The 19,552-nt window shown below is 70.7% G+C and carries 13 protein-coding genes; 2 read left to right on the forward strand and 11 right to left on the reverse strand.

The features are described 5' to 3' along the window. Positions 1–182 precede the first annotated feature (182 nt). From D7W81_RS28325 to D7W81_RS28350, 6 genes are all read right to left on the reverse strand, one after another. A complete protein-coding gene (locus D7W81_RS28325) occupies positions 183–563 on the reverse strand; it encodes a response regulator (protein ID WP_120558515.1) in 381 nt (126 codons plus the stop codon). 61 nt (positions 564–624) lie between these two features. Continuing rightward, entirely contained in the window at positions 625–1,848 is a 1,224-nt protein-coding gene (locus tag D7W81_RS28330; protein ID WP_120558516.1) for a glutathione-independent formaldehyde dehydrogenase, read from the reverse strand. Between the two features lie 163 nt (positions 1,849–2,011). Continuing rightward, positions 2,012–3,394, reverse strand: coding sequence for an MATE family efflux transporter (locus D7W81_RS28335; protein ID WP_120558517.1), 1,383 nt, complete (start codon positions 3,392–3,394; stop codon positions 2,012–2,014). Positions 3,395–3,514: 120 nt separating this feature from the next. Continuing rightward, the gene (locus tag D7W81_RS28340) at positions 3,515–3,871 is read right to left on the reverse strand and encodes a response regulator transcription factor (protein WP_120558518.1); all 357 of its coding nucleotides are present in this window, start codon (positions 3,869–3,871) and stop codon (positions 3,515–3,517) included. Further along, complete coding sequence (locus D7W81_RS28345) at positions 3,868–5,493, reverse strand: ATPase domain-containing protein (protein WP_120558519.1); 1,626 nt, start codon at positions 5,491–5,493, stop codon at positions 3,868–3,870. The genes D7W81_RS28340 and D7W81_RS28345 overlap by 4 nt, the downstream gene beginning before the upstream one ends. A gap of 22 nt (positions 5,494–5,515) precedes the next feature. After that, the gene (locus D7W81_RS28350; protein ID WP_244227482.1) at positions 5,516–6,637 is read right to left on the reverse strand and encodes a hybrid sensor histidine kinase/response regulator; all 1,122 of its coding nucleotides are present in this window, start codon (positions 6,635–6,637) and stop codon (positions 5,516–5,518) included. Positions 6,638–6,854: 217 nt separating this feature from the next. Here D7W81_RS28350 and D7W81_RS28355 point away from each other — a divergent pair, with 217 nt between their 5' ends. Further along, positions 6,855–7,616 (forward strand): alpha/beta fold hydrolase, encoded by a 762-nt coding sequence (locus tag D7W81_RS28355; RefSeq protein ID WP_120558521.1) that lies wholly within the window; start codon positions 6,855–6,857, stop codon positions 7,614–7,616. Here D7W81_RS28355 and D7W81_RS28360 read toward each other — a convergent pair whose 3' ends face one another. The 4 genes from D7W81_RS28360 to D7W81_RS28375 form a co-directional block, all read right to left on the reverse strand. Next, positions 7,617–9,509 carry an RICIN domain-containing protein gene (locus tag D7W81_RS28360; protein ID WP_120558522.1) on the reverse strand — a complete coding sequence of 631 codons (1,893 nt, stop codon included), beginning with the start codon at positions 9,507–9,509 and terminating at the stop codon, positions 7,617–7,619. 52 nt (positions 9,510–9,561) lie between these two features. Beyond that, positions 9,562–11,793, reverse strand: coding sequence for an FUSC family protein (locus tag D7W81_RS28365; protein ID WP_244227483.1), 2,232 nt, complete (start codon positions 11,791–11,793; stop codon positions 9,562–9,564). A gap of 97 nt (positions 11,794–11,890) precedes the next feature. After that, positions 11,891–12,928: a D-alanine--D-alanine ligase family protein gene (locus D7W81_RS28370; RefSeq protein ID WP_120558523.1), complete on the reverse strand. Its 1,038-nt coding sequence runs from the start codon at positions 12,926–12,928 to the stop codon at positions 11,891–11,893. A 2-nt stretch (positions 12,929–12,930) separates the two neighbouring features. Continuing rightward, positions 12,931–13,998, reverse strand: a complete 1,068-nt coding sequence (locus D7W81_RS28375; protein ID WP_244227484.1) for a putative zinc-binding metallopeptidase — start codon at positions 13,996–13,998, stop codon at positions 12,931–12,933. Between the two features lie 178 nt (positions 13,999–14,176). Here D7W81_RS28375 and D7W81_RS28380 point away from each other — a divergent pair, with 178 nt between their 5' ends. After that, the gene (locus D7W81_RS28380; protein ID WP_120558524.1) at positions 14,177–17,170 is read left to right on the forward strand and encodes a hybrid sensor histidine kinase/response regulator; all 2,994 of its coding nucleotides are present in this window, start codon (positions 14,177–14,179) and stop codon (positions 17,168–17,170) included. 69 nt (positions 17,171–17,239) lie between these two features. Here D7W81_RS28380 and D7W81_RS28385 read toward each other — a convergent pair whose 3' ends face one another. Further along, complete coding sequence (locus tag D7W81_RS28385) at positions 17,240–19,276, reverse strand: M20/M25/M40 family metallo-hydrolase (RefSeq protein ID WP_120558525.1); 2,037 nt, start codon at positions 19,274–19,276, stop codon at positions 17,240–17,242. Positions 19,277–19,552 lie beyond the last annotated feature (276 nt).

Here is a 19,552-nt window from a genome sequence, read left to right on the forward strand (position 1 = left end):
CCTCCGGGGTCAGGGCCTGCTGCACACGCGCCGCGATGGCGCCGCCAATCGACTCGCCGATTCTGGACATGATGGGTCTTCCCCCTCGAACCACCGAGACGGTGGACGTTGATGGATTATCGACCCTTGGGCCCCGGAGTTGCGGCCCTTGGCTGCCTACATCAGCCCCTGGAGGCGGGCCGTCAGTGCCGGGTCCGGTAGCGGTCCACGGCGGCCAGGAGCACCTCCGTGCGCACCGGCTTGCCCAGCAGGCACACCGTCCCCGGCGGGGCCGCCTGGAGGTCCGGGTCCGCCGTGAGCGCCAGCACCGGCAGCCGCGACGTCAGGTCCAGGTTCCGCAGCCGGGTGAGGAAGCGCTGGTCCTCCGGGTTGCGCAGCATCAGGCTGAGCAGCACCAGCGAGGGGATGTCGGGGAGCCGGGAAAGCACGTCCAGCGCCTGCCTGGCCGAGGCCACGGACAGCACCGTGTAGCCCTCCAGCACCAGGAGGGCCGTCAGGGCCTCGCGCAGGTCGTCGTAGGACTCGACCACCAGCACGGTCGAGGGATTGTCCAGGGCGTCCACCGTCGAACCTTATACCGCCGAAGCCCCGGGGCATGCACACCCCAGGGCCCGCGGCTGTTGGCTAGGCGCGCGCCTTGGGGCCCAGCTGGGGCTTGAGGATGACCTTGGTGTAGCCGTCCCTGCGTGCGTCGAACTTCCGGTACGCGTCCGGTGCGTCCTGGAGTGGCAGGCGGTGGCTGACAATCATGCTGGGGCGGGCCCGGCCCGCGATGATGAGGTCGCGCAGGAAGTGGTTGTAGCGCTTCACCGGCGTCTGGCCGGTGCCCACGGTGATGCCCTTGTCGAACACCTTGGCCCACGGCAGCGGGTAGATGCCCTGCTTCGCGTTCTCGTCCGCGGCGCCCGGGTCCGGGGCCATGTAGACGCCCACGACGCCAATGGAGCCCGTGGGGTTCACCAGCTCCACCAGCTGCTCCAGCACCTGGGTGGGCTTCTCCCGGCCGCCGTGCGCGTCCGCGCCCCGGATGTCGCGCGACTGGTAGCCCACGGCGTCGATGCCGCACATCACGCCCAGGGCCTTCTCCTCGCCGGGGCGCAGCGCGCCCAGGATGAGCGGGTTGCCGCGGCGCAGGTCTACTATCTGCTTCACCGGGTCACCCTTCGTGAAGTCGATGGGGATGGCGCCCATCTCCTTCACCTTGGCCAGGCGCTCCGGGACGCTGTCCACCACGTAGACCTCCGAGGCGCCGCGAAGGAGCGCGCAGTAGCCGGCGAGCAGGCCCACCGGACCCGCGCCGAACACGGCGACCGTGGCGCCCGGCCGCACGTTCGCCAGCTCCGTGCCGTGGTAGGCCGTCGGGAACACGTCCGACAGCAGCAGGAAGTCGTCCTCCAGGTCGTCGCCCGGCTGCCCGGGCAGCTTCAGGCAGTTGAAGTCCGCCCAGGGCACCCGGAGCAGCTCCGCCTGTCCGCCCCGGTACGGGCCCATGCCCGCGTAGCCGTAGCCCGCATGCGGCGCTTCCGGGTTGGCGACGAGGCAGGCCTCCGTGCGGCCACGCACGCAGTCGAAGCAGGTGCCGCAGGCGATGTTGAAGGGCAGCACCACGCGGTCGCCCTTCTTGATGCCCACCACGCCGGGGCCCACCTGCTCCACGACGCCCATGTTCTCGTGGCCGAACACCTGCCCGGCCTTGGACGCGGTGCGGCCCTCGTACATGTGCAGATCGCTTCCGCAGATGCCGGCGGAGGTGACGCGGATGACGGCGTCCGTGGGGGCCTCCAGCTTCGGGTCCTCCACCTCCTCCACCTGCACCTGGCTGTTCTGCTTGTAGACGACAGCGAGCATGGGCCTCTCCCGGATTGAGCCGTCACGCGGCCCACCAAAAGTGGGACGCGGCGCGGCCACGGGTAGAGGCTGCCGGGGGATGCACGCCTGGACGCCCCGTGCAGGCGTGCAGGGCGGGCGCGCGTTCAAGCCCCCGCGCCCGCCAGGGGAATGCCGTGACGCTTCAGTGCGCCAGCACGGCGGGCGCTTCCGCTGGGGACACCAGCGACTGACGCTCCCACGCGCGGCTGCGCCAGCGCAGCCACATGGCCAGGCCGCGCGTCCACTCATCCGCGGCCACCGCCAGCCACACGCCGGCCAGGCCCAGCTGAAGATGGAACACGAGGTAGTAGCCCAGGGGCAGGCTCATGCAGACCATGGACAGCATCGCCATCATCACCGGGAAGGTGGCGTCACCCGCGGCGCGCAGCGCGTTCACCAGCACCAGGTTGAAGGAGCGGCCCGTCTCCAACAGCAGGCTCAGCACCAGCACCTGCGACGTCAGCCGCAGGATGTCGCCGTCGTGCGTGAAGAGGCGGATGAGCGGCTCGCGGAAGAGGATGGCCGCCACGTCCACCGCCACCGTGATGCCGATGCTCCACTTGAGGCTCTTGAGCACGCGCGCGTACGCGTCCTGCGAACGCTTCGCGCCCACCAGCCGGCCCACGATGATGGACGTGCCCATGCCGATGGCCAGGCTGCACAGGAACACGTACTGGGACATCGCGTTGGCGTACTGCCGCGACGCGAGCGCCACCGGCCCCAGGTACGTCACGTAGTACAGGAACACCGTCTGGCACGCGTGGTACGTCATCTGCTCCACCGCGGAGGGCACGCCCACGCGCAATATCTTGCGGACGTACTCGCGCGTCAGCGCCACGAAGTTCGCGGGCCGCATGCGCACGTCCATCACCCGCCAGAGCATCCACGCGAAGACGCCCACCGCCATCGCGCGGCTGAAGACGGTGGACATGGCCGCGCCCGCCACGCCGTGCGCCGGCATGCCGAAGTGCCCGAAGATGAGCACCCAGTTGCCCGCCACGTGCACCACGTTCATGCCCAGGGCCACGTACATGGACTGCCGCGTGAAGCCGTACGTGCGGATGAGGCTGGAGAAGACGTTGATGAGCGCCTGGAGGAAGAGGAAGCCGCCCGCGATGTGCCAGTAGGTGCTCGCGTACGCCCGTGTCCCGGGCTCCAGGTTCATCCGCCCCAGGATGGTGTCCGCGGACAGCAGCAGCCCGCCGCTCACCGCGAGCCCCAGCAGGAAGTTCAGGGTGATGGCCTGCGCCGCGATGCGCGCCGCCTCTGCGCTGCGCTTCGCGCCGAGGTATTGCGACACGACGATGGACGCGCCGTGGCTCACCACCTCCATCACCAGGATGCAGATGAAGACGTACTGGTTGACGACGCCCACCGCGGACACGGCGGCGTCCGACACGCCGCTGAGCATCAGCGTGTCCGCCGTGCCCATCAGCATGAAGAGGAAGATTTCGAAGAAGATGGGCCAGGTGAGCCGGAACAGGCCGGGCTCACGAGCGGGAGTCGTCTCGACTTCAGTGGGCATGAATGCGCCGCGTCATGTGGGCCCACTGTGCGCGCGCGATATTTCGATTTCAACCGGAAGCACCCGCGCCGGCTGCCTGCCTGGCGCGGGTGCTTTGCGTTGAAAAAGTGAGAGCCGGACCTACGACGCCGTCAGGCGGCTCACGGTGTCCACCAGGTCGCGCAGGGAGAAGGGCTTCTTGAGGAAGCCGGCCCAGCGCTGTTCCTCGGCCTTCGCCTTGGGCGGCTGGATGGCGCTCATGACGAGGATGGGGAACTGGTGGGTGCCGTCCTTGCGGATGGCATCGATGGTCTCGTAGCCGTTCATCACCGGCATCATCACGTCGATGATGGCCAGGTCGGGCTTCTCCTCCTTGAGCCTGGCCAGCGCCTCGCGGCCGTTGCCGCAGATGACGACGCGAAGCTGCTCCTCCTCCAGGATGGCCTGGATGGCCTCCGCGATGTCCTGCTCATCGTCCACGACGAGCACCGTCTTCATGAACGCCTCCGCCGGGACGTGCCCGCCGGGGCCTTCTTCGCGGCTGGCTTCTTCTTCGCGGGCGCCTTGCGGCCCTGCTTCTTGCGAGCGCCCAGGGGTGCCTTCACGCTGTCGGACCGGGAGGCCCCACCGCCGGCCATCCGCGCATGTCCGGTGAGGATGCTCTCCGCGCTCTCGAAGGTGTCCGCGACCCGGATGCCCTTCTCGCTGATGGAGAACTCGCGGATGGCGCTGTCGTAGGCGCTCTCGCGCATCTTCATGATGGAGAGCAGGCGGTAGAGCTGCGAGCGCAGCTCCACGTAGCGCACCAGGATGACGTTCTCCACGGTGGACGCGGCCTCCGGCTGGGGCATGTCCACGCCGGGGCTGAACAGGGGCGTCTCATCCGAGTACAGCGTGGTGACGTCCATCATCCGCAGTTGGTGGGTGAGCGCGGAGAAGAAGCGGCTCAGGCGGTCCGGGTACACGGCGGCGGAGCGGAAGCCGGACACGCCGTCGATGAACAGGCGCAGCCGGTCCACCTTGCGCTCCGCGATGCGCTCCAGGAGCCGCTCCGCCAGCGCGTCCATGTTGTGCTCCAGCGGCGGCTGCCACTGGATTTCAATGAGGCCCTCGTCCACGTACTTCTTGAGGTCCCCCATGCCCGTGCCCTCCGCCTTCTCGATGAGGCGGGGAGGCGTCTCGTAGAAGCCGAAGTAGACGCCCGGCTGGCCCTCGCGCGCGCCCTGGAGGAGGAAGTTCAGCCCCAGCAGCGTCTTGCCCGTCCCGGGCGCGCCCAAGAGCAGCGTGGTGGAGCCGGACAGCACCCCGCCCCGGAGGGCTTCGTCCAGGCGCGGGATGCCAAATGACATGCGGACGCGGTCCTCGCGCCCCTTCGCGGCGGGGTGCGCGAACTGCACCTCCGTGCGCGGGTGGATGAGCATGCCCTGCTCGGAGATCTCCACCTCGTGGCGGCCCAGGAGGGACGGCCCGCCGCGGAACTTGATGGCGATGAGCTCGCGCACCGCGCGGGGCCCGTGCAGCCACAGCGACAGTTCGAAGATGCCGTCCACCGCGGTGTTCTCCGGGTGGATCTCCCCCTCGTGATGCGGGGCGAGCAGCAGCGTGGTGCAGCCCAGGATGCTGCAGAAGGTCTGCAGGTCCTGGAGGAAGCGCTTGAAGCTCAGGTCCGAGCGGGCGAACTCCTTCGCCGCGTCCATGCCGTCGATGATGAGCAGCGTGGTCCCGTGCGTCTGGGCGTTCTTGCGCAGCAGCTCCAGCAGGCCCTTGAGCCCGTCGCGCTCCAGGTCTCGGTAGCCGCTCAGGTACTGGAGCCGGTCCGGGATGACGCTGGCGTCGAAGAAGGTCATCTGCGACAGGTTCTCCAGCATGCGCCCGTGCGACTCCGACAGCAGCGTCACGTAGAGGGCCTTGCCGCCATTCTTCACGTGCTGGAAGGCGATCTGATTGGCCAGCACCGTCTTGCCGGAGCCCGGTGGACCGATGATGGCGTAGGACGAGCCCTGGATGAGGCCGCCCTTGGTGATGAAGTCCAGCCGGGGCACGCCGGTGATGAGCCGCTTCGCCGGGCTCTTTCCTTCGCCGGACGGGTTGCCCCCGTCCGTCTCTTCGCTCTTCGGCACGAAACCTTCTCCTCTGGAAACGTCAGTACCGCTGGGTGCGATGCAGGGGGAGTCTCAATTCGAAACACGCGCCCTGGCCCAGGGCGCTCTTCACGGTCAGCGTGCCGTCATGCGCGGCGGCGATCTCCTGGGTCAGGTAGAGCCCCAGGCCCAGCCCCTCGAACCGCCCGGCGGACGGCACGCGCTCGAAGCGGCGGAAGATGCGCGCCTGGTCCGCCGGCGCGATGCCCACCCCACCGTCGTCCACCGTCAGCACCGCCTGGCCCTCGTGCGTGGACAGGCGTGTCTTCGCGGGCTGGCCCTGGCCGAACTTGACGGCGTTGGACAGCAGGTGGCCCACGGCCTGCTCCAGCAGGCGCCGGTCGCCGAAGAGGAGGACGGGCGCGTCGGGCAGCTCCGCGGTCAGCGCCACGTTCGCGCTGCGGGCGGGGCCCTGGAAGCGCTCCATCTGTTCGCGCACCACCTGGGAGAAGTCCACCGTGTCCACCTGCAGCGCCACGCCCTGCGTGGACAGGCGTGACACGTCCAGCAGGTTGTCCACCAGGTTCTGCAGCCGCGTGAGCTGGCGCACCGCCGGGGTGAGGCGCTTCTCCACGGGGCCGTCCGCTTCCGCGTCGCTCACCATCTCCACGGCGCGCTCCAGGTTGAGGCGCAGCACGGTGAGCGGTGTCTTCAATTCATGCGCGGCGATGCGCAGGAAGCTGTCGCGTGCGCGCACGGCGTCCCGGGCGCGGGTCTGCAAGCGCAGGAGCGCCTCGATGTTCGCGAGCAGCTCGTCCTCCGCCAGCGGGCGCGTCCAGTACGCGTCCGCGCCCTGGGCGAGCCCCCGCACGCGGTCCTCGCGCTGGACGGACACGGACGACAGGTGGGCGATGAGCAGGTCGTGCGTGGCCTCGTCCGCGCGCAGCCGGCGGCACACCTCGTAGCCGTCGATGTCCGGCATGTGCACGTCCAGCAGCACCAGGTCGGGCCGCCCCTGCGCCAGCCGCAGCGCCTCGCGTCCGCCCGTGGCCTCGAGCACCTGGTAGCCGCCCTGCTTCAGCGTGAGGCTCAGCAGGTACAGCGTCGCCGGGTCGTCATTGACGTTGAGGACCGAGACGACGGGGCGGGCCGCCGGTGCGTTCTGGGGGTCGGAGGGGTTCACGGGCGGTACAGCGGGAACGTGGGCGCTGGAGCGGCGAATGGAACCACTCGCGCCGCGAAAGATTGGCGGGAGTGTTCCGGTCGCCCCGCCGGGTGTTGTCCGCTGGACGGATCGGACGCTGGAGACGTCCGTCTTCCCCCAGGCGGGCGTCGGACGCAGGATGAGACACAGCGGCGCAGGCCCGGAATTCCGGCCCTGGAACGAAAGGCGGGACGACATGCAGGGAACGGCGGGAGCGCTGTTCGTGGACGACGGCGGGGCAGGGCAGGGGACGCCGGTGGTGTTCGTGCACTCGGCCTGCGGGGATACGCGGCAGTGGGCCTCGCAGCTCCAGCACGTGCGTGCGCACCGCCGCGCGGTCGCCTTGGACCTGCGGGGGCACGGGCAGTCCACGCTCACCTCGGGGGCGGACTTCAGCGTGGAGGACTTCGCCCAGGACGTGGCCACGGTGGTGGACGGCCTGGGGCTGTCGCGCGTGGTGCTGGTGGGGCACAGCATGGGCGGCGCGGTGAGCGTGGCGTACGCGGCCGCGCACCCGGAGCGCGTCGCGGGGCTGTTCCTGTTGGACCCGGCGTCCGACGGCCGCGCCGTGCCCCCGGAGGCGGCGCAGGGGATGATGTCCGCGCTCGACACCGAGGGATGGGTGGGGGTGATTGAGCAGTACTGGAGCACGCTGCTGGAGCCGTCCACCCCGGAGGTCCGCGAGCAGGTGCTGGGGCAGCTGCGGCGCACGCCGCGCGCGGCGGTGAAGGCCGTCATGGGTTCGCTGCTCAGGTTCGACCCCGTCAGCGCGCTGAAGCGCTACCCGGGGCCGGCCCTGTCCGTCATCACGCCGCTCAACGAGACGCCCGGCGCGTACCACGTGCTCGTGCCCGGCCTGCCGTTCAAGCAGGTGACGGGCACGGGGCACTGGGTGCAGCTGGATGCCCCCGAGCAGGTGAACGCCCTGCTCGATGGCTTCCTGGCGACGGTGCCCTGATCAGGGCATGGCTTCCAGGCGGAACTGCTGGCAGTCGTTGTTGGCCCAGACCCACTGCTGGACGGTGGCGCCATCGCCGCTGGTCCAGCAGTTGCTCACGTCCAGCACCTTGCCGCTGTGGCGGGCCTCGAAGCGCGTGTAGCCGCCCGTGGTGGCCACCGGCTTGAACTGCTGGTTCGCGCCGCCCGCCCAGGACCACTCCTGCACGCGCGCGCCGTCCGCCTGGCTCACGTCCGCGACATCCATCACCTTGCCGCTGTAGCGGGACACCAGCCGCGAGTAGCCGCTGTCGGTGGCCGTCAGCGCCCACTGCTGGCTCGAGCCCGTGTGGCACGTCCACTGGTGCAGCCCGGTGCCGTCCGCCGCGGACGGGCCCACCAGGTCCACGCACTTGCCGGTGGCCTTGTTGACCAGCCGGTACCACGGGCCCTGCGGGCCGGCCGCGCCGCCCCACTGGAAGGACGCCACCGAGCGCGGCGGCAGCGAGTACTCGAAGGCCTGCCCGCCCCAGCGGACCTTGAAGGACAGCGTAGCGCCGTCGTTGGAGTTCAGCGCGACGAGCGCGCGCGAGCCGTCCGGGTTGCGGAAGGCGAGCGTCTCGATGTTGTTGTTGCCCAGCGACGTGGCGCCCACGCGCACCGCGCCCGGCCGCACCACCTTCGCCAGGTGCGCCCACGCGTAGTACTCCTCGTTGCGCGTGTACGTGCCGTTGGCGTTGTTCACCGTGAACATGCCCCGGCAGTCCGCGCAGCCGCCCACGCGCGGCCCGTGGTTCGGATCCAACGCGAGGTTCCAGTAGAAGGACGTGCGCGACCAGTTGCGCAGCGGCCCGAAGAGGTTGTTCTGCAGCGCCCACTCCAGGTTCGCGGCGGCGTTGGTGGCCCAGAAGCCGCCGGTGCACTCCGTGTAGTGCACCTCCTTGGTGGGGTAGGCGTCGTGGAAGGCGGACTGGACGGTGTAGCTGCCCTCGGGGCTCTCGTAGCAGTGGTACGCCACGCCCGCGACAGCGCTCTGCGCCTGCCCGCCGTTGTACGCCATCACCTCATGCGGGTAGCCCGCGGGGCCCGTGCCGTCGTACCAGTTGTGGTCCCACGCCAGCAGCTTCACGCCGTTGAAGCCCGCGGCGTTGAGCGCCGGGCGCAGGTGCTGGGCCGTGAAGATGGACTGGTCGTTGGACTCCATCTGCATCGTCGGGTAGCTGCCGTTGGCGTTGTGCGGCTCGTTCTGCGGGCTCAGCGCGTGGATGGGCACGCCGTTCGCCTGGTACGCCTGCACGAAGCGCACGAAGTAGTTCGCGTACGTGCCGTACAGGTCGTTGCGCAGGTAGCCGCCGCCGGTGAGCGAGTTGTTGAACTTCATCCACGCGGGCGCGCTCCACGGCAGCGCGAAAATCTTCACCTCCGGGTTGATGGCGCGCGCCTGCTGGAGCAGCGGCAGGATGTACGCCGTGTCATGGCCCACGGAGAAGTCGTTCAGGTCGCAGCAGGTGTCGTCGTAGGTGTAGTTGTTGCGGGAGAAGTCCGACGCGCCCATGGGCAGGCGGATGGCGCTCTGGCCCGAGCCCGCGCTCACGCTGAACAGGTCGTTCATGATGGCCGTGCGCTGCGGCGAGTTGAAGATGAGCCACGCGGACGAGTCCGTGAGCGCCCCGCCGAACCCGTCAATGGTCTGGTACGTCACGCCATCGTTCACGTCGATGGCCGTCGCGCTGCCCGTCTCCGCGCCGAACGTCTTGTTCGCTTCGGCGTTGAGCTTCTTCGACAGCGTGCTCCCCGACGTCGTCGTCAGCCACACCCGCACGGTTTCATTCGCCGCGCTCGCGGCGGACGGAAGGAGGGCGGAGGCGGCCAGCAGCAGGCCATGCAGGGGGACACGGGACAACCACGGGGACATGCGGGCTCCAGACAGCAAAGGGGGAGCGCGGCAGTCTATTCAAGTTGTACGGCTAAGGCCCGTTAATCGTGGAAGGCTGTGTCTGGGATGGGGTGACGGGCAGGGCCTCCATCCGGCGGGTGGCGGCGGTGTGGAGCACGGAGAGCTGGCGCGCGAGCCGTTCCAGCTGGGATTGGAGCAGGGGGGCTTCGGAGCCCAGCGCGGCCCCGGCTTCATCCGGCGTGGGGACGTTCCAGCCGATGAGCGCGTCGAAGGCGGGCAGGGGCTTCGGGCGGCGGTGATGGAGCACCGCGTCCGCCAGGTCCTCCATGCTGCCGTCCATGGCCCGCGCGTAGCGGGACAGGGCCTCCAGCACCGCGGGGGTGGAGGGCACGGAGTGCCGTGACGCGAGGAGGGTGCAGACGGCGGCGAACCGCCGGGTGAAGGCGAGCAGCGTCATCAACGGCTCCACCGCCTCCGTGCGCCAGCGCGGCTCGTTGAGCAGGCGCTGGAAGGACGTCTCCGCGTTGATGGTGGCGAGCCCCAGCTTGCGGCGCGCCTCGTTGAGCGCCGCGGTGTCCGGTGGCCCGCCGCGCTGCCACGCCCGGGCCAGCACGTCGAAGAACTCGCGGTCCGCGCGCAGCGCATCCGCCAGCTGTGCCGGGAAGCGCTCCTCCTCCGAGCGCTGCCACAGGAAGAAGGTGCCCGCGAGCGCCAGCGCGCCGCCGATGAGCGTGTTGACGATGCGCACCGGGGCCAGCGTCCAGTCCCCGCTGCCCATCTCCGCCAGCAGCACGAAGGTGAGCGTGGCGAAGACGGTGAACAGCCCGTAGTTGAGCGGGATGAGGCTCACGCACAGGGCCGCGGTGCAGAAGAGCAGCCCCATCATCGCGTACGGGTCCTGGAGCCAGGACGCGACGGCGATGGCCAGCAGCCCGCCCACCACCGTCCCGAGCACGCGCTGGAGCGCCTTGAGGAAGGTGGGCCCGGTGTACGGCTGCATGATGGTGAGGACGGTGATGGTCACCCAGTAGCCGTGGTTCGGCCGGAACACGCTGGCGATGTACACCGCCGCCGTGGTGGTGACGCCCACGCGCAGCGCGTGCCGCAGCACCTCCGAGTCCAGCGTGAGGTGCGCGCGCACGGGGTCCATCAGGGACGGGGGGGACTCCTCGGCCAGCTCCCGCGCGGGGGGCGGCGCCTGGGTGAACGGACCGGCCAGCCGGCACGCGGTGTCCAGCGCCACGTCCGCGCGCTCGCGCATCTCCGTGAGCAGCCGCGCGATGTCCGACAGCCGCGCCCGCTCCAGGCGGGTCAGCAGGCCCCGCGCGTCCAGGTCCGCGAGCGAGTCGCGCAGCGCGCGTCCGTCCCACTCCGGCTGGGGCCTGCGGCTGCGGCCCTCCTGCTCCACCAGCCGCACCAGGTCCCTGGCGGTGTTCGCGCAGTCCAGCAGCGCCACGGCCACCGCCGCGCGCGGGTCGCCCACGGGGCCGCTCACCGGCGGGCCCAGGCTCTCCAGCTGTTCGCCCAGGGCGATGAGCCCCATGAACATCGCGTCCGCGCACTCCAGCAGCACCAGCAGCCGCTCGCCCCGGCCGCGCTCGCCCCGGCCCTGCCGGGTGGCCGCGAGCGTGGTGCGCGCCAGTTCCAGCGTCTCCCGGATGCGCCCGTGCTGCTCCTGGATGAGCGCCTGCCACGCGTCCTCGCGCGCGCCCTGGACGGTGCGCGACAGCCCCTCCGCGTAGCCCGCCACCACGTCGAAGCACGCCGCCACCGCCTTGCGCGCGGGCCGGTAGGGGCGGATGGGCCAGAGCACCAGCGACAGCACCATGGCCCACGCGGAGCCGCCCAGCACCGCCAGGCCGGACTCCAGCGCGCCCAGGGCGGTGGACGCGGGCAGCCCCAGCGCGATGACAAAGGTGGTGGCGGCGATGTTGCCGGTGAGGTTCGCCGCCGCGCCGTGGATGCCCGCGAAGCTCCACGCCGTCACCCACAAGAGCGTGGCGGGAATGGCCAGGGCTGGGTGCATTCCCGCCAGGCCGCCCAGCACCGCGGACACCGCCGCCGCCAGCGCCGTGCCGCCCATGGCGCGGAAGCGCGCGTGGTAGGAGCCACCCTTGTCCACGAAGGACGTGTTGAAGCCGCCCACCGCGAGCCACAGCGCGCCGGGCAGGTGCAGCGCGGTGCCCACCACGGTGGGCACGAAGAACGCGAGCGCGGCCCGGAGGCCCGCCTTCACCGCGGGCCGCACGGGCGCGAAGCGGGCCACGGCCTTGGCATGCTCCAGGAACTGGCGGCGAATCACCCATCCCCCATAGAGCAACGCCCCTGGCCGGGCCACCGGAATCCGGGCCCGCCGCCAGAGGGCGTCACTGGAGCGACAGGACGGCCGGCCTGCTGTGTCAGTGCGGGGCGGGAGCCGCGTCCCGGGCGGTCGCACCGGCCGTTGCCCGGGTGGCTACTCCCAGGCCTTGGCGCCGGGCCGCGGTGTCCACGATGCGCTGCACGAGCGCCTCGTAGCTCATGCCGCGGTCCCTTGCCCCCATGGCCACCTCGCACTGCGTCTCCAGGTAGGGGTTGGGGTTCACCTCCAGGAGGTAGGGCTCGTTGGTGCGGCTGGACACGCGGAAGTCGATGCGCGCGTAGTCGCGCAGCTTGAGCGCGCGGAACGCAGTGAGGGCCGCGCGGCCGATGCGGCCCTGCAATTCGTCCGACAGGTCCGTGGGCAGCACCAGGTGCGGACTGCCCGGCGTCTCCGGGCCGAACTTCACCTCGCGGTTGGCGATCTTCATCCGCTTGCGGTTCCACCGCGAGCCGAAGTCCAGCTCCACCACCGGCAGCACCTCCGGCTTCGCCGCGTCCCCCACCACGCCGACGTACAGCTCGCGCCCCTCGATGAACTCCTCCGCCAGCGCCTCGTCGTCGTACTCCTCGCGGATCTTCTTCACCCGCCGCGCCAGCCCCTCCATGTCCTTCTCCACGCCCAGCCCCAGGGACGCGTCCGAGCGCGCGGGCTTCACCACCAGCGGGAAGGACAGGTCGCCGCTCGTCTGGAAGGAGATGCCGTCGAAGGTGGCGAAGCGGGGCGTGAGCACGCCGTGGAACTGGAGCAGCTGCTTGGTGAGCACCTTGTCCTGCGCGAGCAGCAGGCCCGCGGTGCCAGAGCCGGTGAAGGGCACGCGCGCCAGCTCCAGCACCGCCGCGACGTTGACCTCCAGCCGGTAGTCCTCCGCGAACGTCTCGCAGAGGTTGAACACCAGGTCCGCGCGGGAGCGGGTGATGTTGCGCACCAGGTCGGAGACGCTCTCGTCCACGCGCACGTCCAGGGGCTCGTGGCCGGCCGCGCGCAGGGCCTCGCTCACCTGCTGCACGACGGGGTCCGGCGCGTCGTCCTTGGCCTGGTAGTGGAGGACGGCGATGCGAAGGGACTTCACGGGCATGGTCAGTCCTCGAAGAAGCGGTCGGTGTGCAGGTAGTTCATCGCCAGGACGGTGACGAGCGACGCGAGCTGCATCGCCGCCTCGCGGCTGTCGTCCGGATGCAGCGTGAGGTTCAGCGCGGCGGTGCGCTCCGCCAGGTGGTCCACGAGCGCGCGCACCACGCCCCGGCTCACGCCCGCGTAGTGCCCCACGGTGGACAGCAGGCGCTGACGCTCCGCCTGCACCAGCGTGGCGGCGCTCACGGGCGCCTCGCCCGGGCCCCAGAAGATGTCCTCCAGCGCGTGGTCGAAGGCGTTGCGCAGCTCCACGTCCACCTTCTCGTCCAGCTCGCGCTGGCGGTAGTGGTCCTGGACGGTGCCCTCCATCTCCTCGGTGGTGAAGTCCGGCTGGGCCAGCTGCACGGGCGGCGTCGTGCGGCCCAGGCGCTTCGCGATGTCCTCCACGTACTGGAGCTTCTTGAGCGCGCCCCAGCCCTGGTAGCGCTTGGCCCAGTCGCTGCCCGGCGTGAGCCACACGGCGAAGGTCTCCGCGAAGTCCTCGTCCGGATGCTTCTGCGCGTACCAGCCGGAGATGTGGAACACGTACCGGCGTGAGAAGGGCCGCGGCTTGTAGTCGTCCTGGTACGGCCGGCCGTAGTCACCGAAGACGCGGAGCCACTCGTCCGTGTCGTAGAGGCGGTAGGCGTAGTTGAACGCGTGACCCGCCTCGTGGCGCAGGTACATGAGGATCTCGGCCTCTGTCTCCGCGCTGCCCCCCAGCTCCGCCTCGATGGACAAGAGGTCTGGATCCGCCAGGTAGAAGGGCAGGCCGATGACGGGCACCCCGGACGGACAGCCCCATTCGTCGGACAGGTAGCACTGGGGCTTGAAGGACAGCCCCTTCGCCTCCAGCTCCGAGTGCAGCTGCGCGATGTAGCGCTCCAGCGGCGTGCCCCCCAGCCGCAGGGACAGGTCCTTGATGCGCGCCTGGAGCAGCGCCTCGCGCTTGGGCGACAGCCGGCCGCGCTCGGCGCCCTCGGTGGGATGTTTCTCGCGCAGCACCCGGGATTCGGCCTGGGGGGATGGCATCATCCCCTCCAAGGTGGGTCGTGAACCCGGCGGAGGACAGCCCGCCCGCCCTGATGAAGCAGGCGGCCAGCCGGGCCCCCGGAGGGTGCTCCACTCCAGACGAATGGGCATTTTTCCAGTGGGAAGCCATCCGGAGTCGGCATAGGGAAATGGCTCGCTGACGTGAGGAGCAGCGCCCGCGATGAGCCAGCATGTTCCGACGCAGACGCCGGAGACGCTCTTCACCGGTAGCAGCCAGATGCACGGCCTGGTGCGCGCGCATGACTGGGCCGCGTCGCCGGTGGGGCCCGTGGCCTCCTGGCCCACGAGCCTCAAGATGCTCGTGAAGACAATGCTCGGGTCGCGCTACCCCATGATCCTCACCTGGGGTCCGGAGCTCACGCAGTTCTACAACGACGCCTATTCGCTGGTGATTGGTGACAAGCACCCGGCCGCGCTGGGCACGGACATCCGGGGCACGCTGGCGGAGGCGTGGGACTCGCTGGAGCCGCTGGTGCGGGAGGCGATGACGACGGGCGTCGCCAGCTGGGTGCCCGCGCTCCAGCTGCTCCTCAACCGCAGCGGCTACCGCGAGGAGTCCTACTTCGACGTGAGCCACGCGCCCGCCTACGACGACACGGGCGCCATCGGCGGCATGCTCGCGGTGTGCGCGGAGGTGACGCCGCGGGTCCTGAGCGAGCGGCGCATGCGGCTGTTGCGCGACCTGTCCGCCCAGGCGTCGGACATGCGCAGCGTGGCGAAGACGTGCGGCGACCTGGTGGCCGCGTTGGCGGACCACCCGCTGGATGTGCCGTGCGCGCTCATCTACCTGCGCGCGGAGGACGGCCGGTCGCTGTCGCTGTGCGGGGCCGTGGGCATCGAGCGTGGCGGGCCGCTCAGTCCCAGGACGGTGCTGCTGGACGCGGACTCCCGGGAGGCGGCCCCCTACCTGCGCGCGCTCGAGGGCGAACGGGTGCGGCGCGACGGCCTGGAGGCGCTCCTGGCCCTCCAGGGCGGCCCCTACGGGGACTCCGTGGGGACGCTCCTCTTCCAGCCGCTCGCCGGGGCGGGCACGGCCGCGCCGCTGGGGGTGCTGGTCACCGCGCTGTCCCCCAACCGCGCCTTCGACGAGGGCTATGCCTCCTTCTGCGAGCTGTTGAGCGCGCAGGTGGCGGTGTCGCTGCGCAACGCGCGGGCCTACGAGGAGGAGCGCCAGCGGGCGGAGGCGCTGGCGGAGCTGGACCGGGCGAAGACGGCCTTCTTCCACAACATCTCGCACGAGTTCCGCACGCCGCTCACGCTGATGCTGGGGCCGCTGGAGGACGTGCTCGCGCAGGTGCCGGTGTCGGAGGCCGCGCGCAAGGACCTGGAGCTCGTCCACCGCAACGCGGGCCGCCTGCTGCGGCTGGTGAACGCGCTCCTGGACTTCAGCCGGCTGGAGGCCGGCCGCATCGACTCCAGCTTCGAGCCCACCGACCTGGCCACCTTCACGAGAGAGCTCACCGGCCACTTCCGCTCCGCCATCGAGCGCACCGGCCTGCGCTTCCGCGTGGAGTGCGAGGCGCTGCCGGAGCCCGTCCACGTGGACCGGCAGATGTGGGAGAAGGTTGTCTTCAACCTGCTCTCCAACGCCCTCAAGTTCACCTTCGAGGGTGGCATCACCGTGCGGCAGGAAGTCCGGGGCCACGACGTCCTCCTGCGCGTCACGGACACGGGCACGGGCATCCCCGCGGCGGAGCTGCCCCACCTCTTCGAGCGCTTCCACCGCGTGCGCAACGCGCGCAGCCGCACCCACGAAGGCACCGGCATCGGGCTGGCGCTGGTGCGCGAGCTGGTGGCGCTGCACGGCGGTGACGTGTCCGTGGAGAGCGAGGAGGGCCGGGGCACCACCTTCACCGTCCGCGTCCCCCGGGGCCATGCGCACCTGCCCGCGGACAGCCTCCAGGCCTCGCGCCAGCAGCCGTCCACCGCGTCAGGCGTGCGCCCCTTCCTCCAGGAGGCCGAGCGCTGGTCGGACGCACCGCCCGCGCCCCTCACGCCGGAGGCCGCGTCACCGCCAGCGGAAGGGGAGGGCCGGAACGAGCCCCGGGCGCGCGTGCTGGTGGCGGACGACAACGCGGACATGCGCGAGTACGTGGAGCGCGTGCTGTCCCCGTCGTTCGACGTGACGCTGGCCACGGACGGGCAGGCCGCGCTGGTGGCCGCGCGCGCGCAGCCACCGGACCTGGTGCTGACGGACGTGATGATGCCCCGGCTTGGGGGCTTCGGCCTCCTGCGCGCCCTGCGCGAGCTGCCATCCACGCGCACCGTCCCCGTGGTGATGCTCTCCGCCCGCGCCGGAGAGGAGGCCGCGGTGGAGGGGCTGGAGGCGGGCGCGGACGACTACCTGGTGAAGCCCTTCAGCGCGCGGGAGCTGGTGGCGCGCGTGCGCTCCATGCTGGAGCTGTCGCGCATGCGCCGTGAGACCCTGCGCCAGGAGCTGCTCGCCCAGTCGCTGCGCGAGAGCCTCCAGGCCCGGGACGACTTCCTCGCGGTGGCGAGCCACGAGCTCAAGACGCCGCTGGCCGCCTTCCGCCTGCACCTGGAGCGGCTGGAGCGCAGCCTGGGGGACGACGCGCTGGGCCGCGCGAAGAGCCCGCTGGAGTCCGCCGGCCGGCAGGTGCAGCGGCTGCACGCGCTGATGGAGACGCTGCTGGACGTGTCGCAGCTCACCACGGGCCGGCTGGCGTTGGAGCTGAACGACGTGGACCTCACCGCGGTGGTGGGCAAGGCCGTGGCCCGGCTTCGCGACGAGGTGGAGCGGATGGGCGTGACGGTGACGCTGGACGCGGGCACGCCGCTGGTGGGCCGCTACGACAAGCTGAGAATCGACCAGGTGGTGACGCACCTGCTGTCGAACGCGGCGAAGTACGGCGAGGGCCGTCCCATCTCCGTGCGCGTGGCGGCCGAGGACGGCACCGCGCGCCTCACCGTGCGCGACCAGGGCATCGGCATCAGCGAGGAGGACCGTGCGCGCATCTTCGAGCGCTTCGAGCGCGCGGTGCCTGGCCGCAACTACGGCGGCCTGGGCCTGGGGCTGTGGATTGCCCGGCAGGTGGTGGAGGCGCACGGCGGTCGCATCACCGTGGACAGCAAGCCGGGGCTGGGCTCCACCTTCGTGGTGGAGCTGCCCATCGAAGGGCTCCAGGCGGCCTGAAACACGAAGGGGACCCGGGTGACTGCCCCGGATCCCCCGCGCTGTCAGCTCACGTCACCGCCGTGACGCTCACTGGACGGTGAACACCAGGTCGTCGCGGTCGTTGTAGCTGTTGGACACGCACGCGCTGGACGGGCTGCCGGTGCCGTAGCGGAACTGCGCGCGCACGGCCTGGTTGGCGCCGGAGGGCAGCGTGTACGTGGTGGACAGCGTCTGGGAGCCCGCGGCCGCCGGGGTGAAGGTGGTGAGCAGCGTCCAGACGGGCGTCGTCGCGGTGGCATTGGCCGTGTAGTACAGGTCCAGCCGGTCCGACGACGGGCTGGCGTAGGCCCAGACGGTGGCCTCCACCTTCACCTGCTTGCCCGCGGCGAAGTTGGAGCCGTCCACGGTGGACACCTTCACGGCCTCCACGGACTCGTCGCTCCTGTAGGTGCCCTCGCTGCCGTCGCCGCACGTACCGCGCAGCGTGTTGGGGGTGTTCTTCTCCGGGCCCATGGAGCCGCGGCCGTTGAAGAGCGTGCCGCTGTCACAGGTGGCGGCCGCCGCGCTGCAACGCACCGTCCTGAGCGTGGTGTCGTAGGTGCCGGACGTGGACACGTTGGCCACCGTCACCGTCCGCGCCGTCGTGGAGGTGTTGTTGCCCGCGCTGTCGTGCGCCTTCGCCGCCACCGTGTGGCTGCCGTTGGCCACCGTGCGGCTGTCCCACGCGAAGCTGTACGGCGAGGAGAAGGACGTGCCCTTCACCGCGCCGTCCACCAGGAACTCCACCTTGCTGACGCCCACGTTGTCGCTGGCCGTCGCGGTGATGTTGGTGGTGCCGTTCACCGTCGCGCCGCTCGCCGGCGCGGTGAGCGCCACGGTGGGGGGCGTGGTGTCCGTGGGCTGGCCGGGGAGGGTGCCCTTGCCCAGCTCCGCCAGGTACGCGGCGCCAATGCGCGCGAACTTCAGCGCGTTGCTGGCGTCGCCGTTCGTGCTGTTGGCCAGCGTGTCGTTGGCCGTGTGGATGTAGGGGTTGTCGTTGTTCATCTGCGCTTCGAACGGCAGGGACGCCGGGTAGCCCTGCGAGGTCCACGACGCGTGGTCGGAACACCCGTAGCCGCAGGTGATGTTCGTGCGCGAGTAGCCCGTGTACGTGTCGATGAGGTTGCCCAGGAACGTGTTCTGCGCCGCGTTGGTGTTGTCCGTGACCAGCGTCACGTCCCACGAGGAGCCGCGGTAGTTGGTCATGTCCAGCTGGAGCACGCCCACCACGTTGGTGCCCGCGGACTTGTGCGCCTGCGCGATGGCCTGCGAGCCATAGAGGCCCACCTCCTCCGCCGCGTACGCCATGAACTTCACCGTGCGCGCCGGCTTGTAGCCCTTCGCCATGGCCACGCGGAACACCTCCGACAGCGTGGCGACACCGGAGGCGTCGTCATCCGCGCCCGGCGCCGTCGCGGTGGGGCGGCTGGAGGAGCTCACGTTGACGTTGATGGAGTCCAGGTGGCCGCCAATCACCACCACCTCGTCCGGGTAGACGGTGCCGGTGACGGTCGCGATGACGGACGGCTGCGTCCAACTCGAGTGCGTGTACAGCTGCACGGTCACGTCGGAGCGCCCGTTGGCGTAGGATTCCCAGGCGCTCTTGAGCCAACTGGCCGCCTGCGTGCCGCCCGAGGAGTTGTTGTAGTAGCGGTTGGTGTAGCTGGACAGCTGGGTGATGGTGCTGCGCAGGCTGGCCTCCTGAAGGCCGGAGAACAGCGCGTTGACCACCGCCGCGTTGTCCAGCGTGTAGCTCACCAGCGACTGCGTGGGCTGCGCGGGCAGGAGCGCCGCGAGCGCCGCCTCCTGCGTGTCGTGCGCCATGAAGCCCGCGCAGCGGTGATACTGGTCGTGCATGATGGCGGACACGTCGCCCAGCTGCGACTCGGTGAGCTTCAGCACGCTCACCCCGTTCGCCTCGCGCACCAGCGTGGGCGCGCTGCCCGGCGTGCGGAACGACGCGCGCACCGCCGTCACGGCCTCCGAACCGATGGTGATGAAGACCTCCTTGTCACGCGGCTGTTCGGCGGAAGCGGTGGCGCAGCACAGCGACATCACAACGGGGGCCAATCTCTTCAAACGCATGTTCCGCTCCGATTCCAGGCCGAGGGGCGCACTGACGGAAGGCACGGCGGGGACGTCCCACGTCCGGTCCCGGCCGGTTGGCCAGACCTCGTGGGTGGGCGCGCATCCTGGGGAATTCAAGATGATGCAGTCAAGGCGGACATCACCGTGAAACAGGATGAGACAGGTTTCACCGCCAAGAATGACGCACCCGGGCCACGCCTGGACGCACCGCGGAAGAGCTCACGCGGCGTCACGGAAGGGTGGCGGGAAGAGGGGGAAGGGGGCCGCCGCGTG

It is taken from the genome of Corallococcus aberystwythensis (assembly GCF_003612165.1).
Taxonomy (GTDB): domain Bacteria; phylum Myxococcota; class Myxococcia; order Myxococcales; family Myxococcaceae; genus Corallococcus; species Corallococcus aberystwythensis.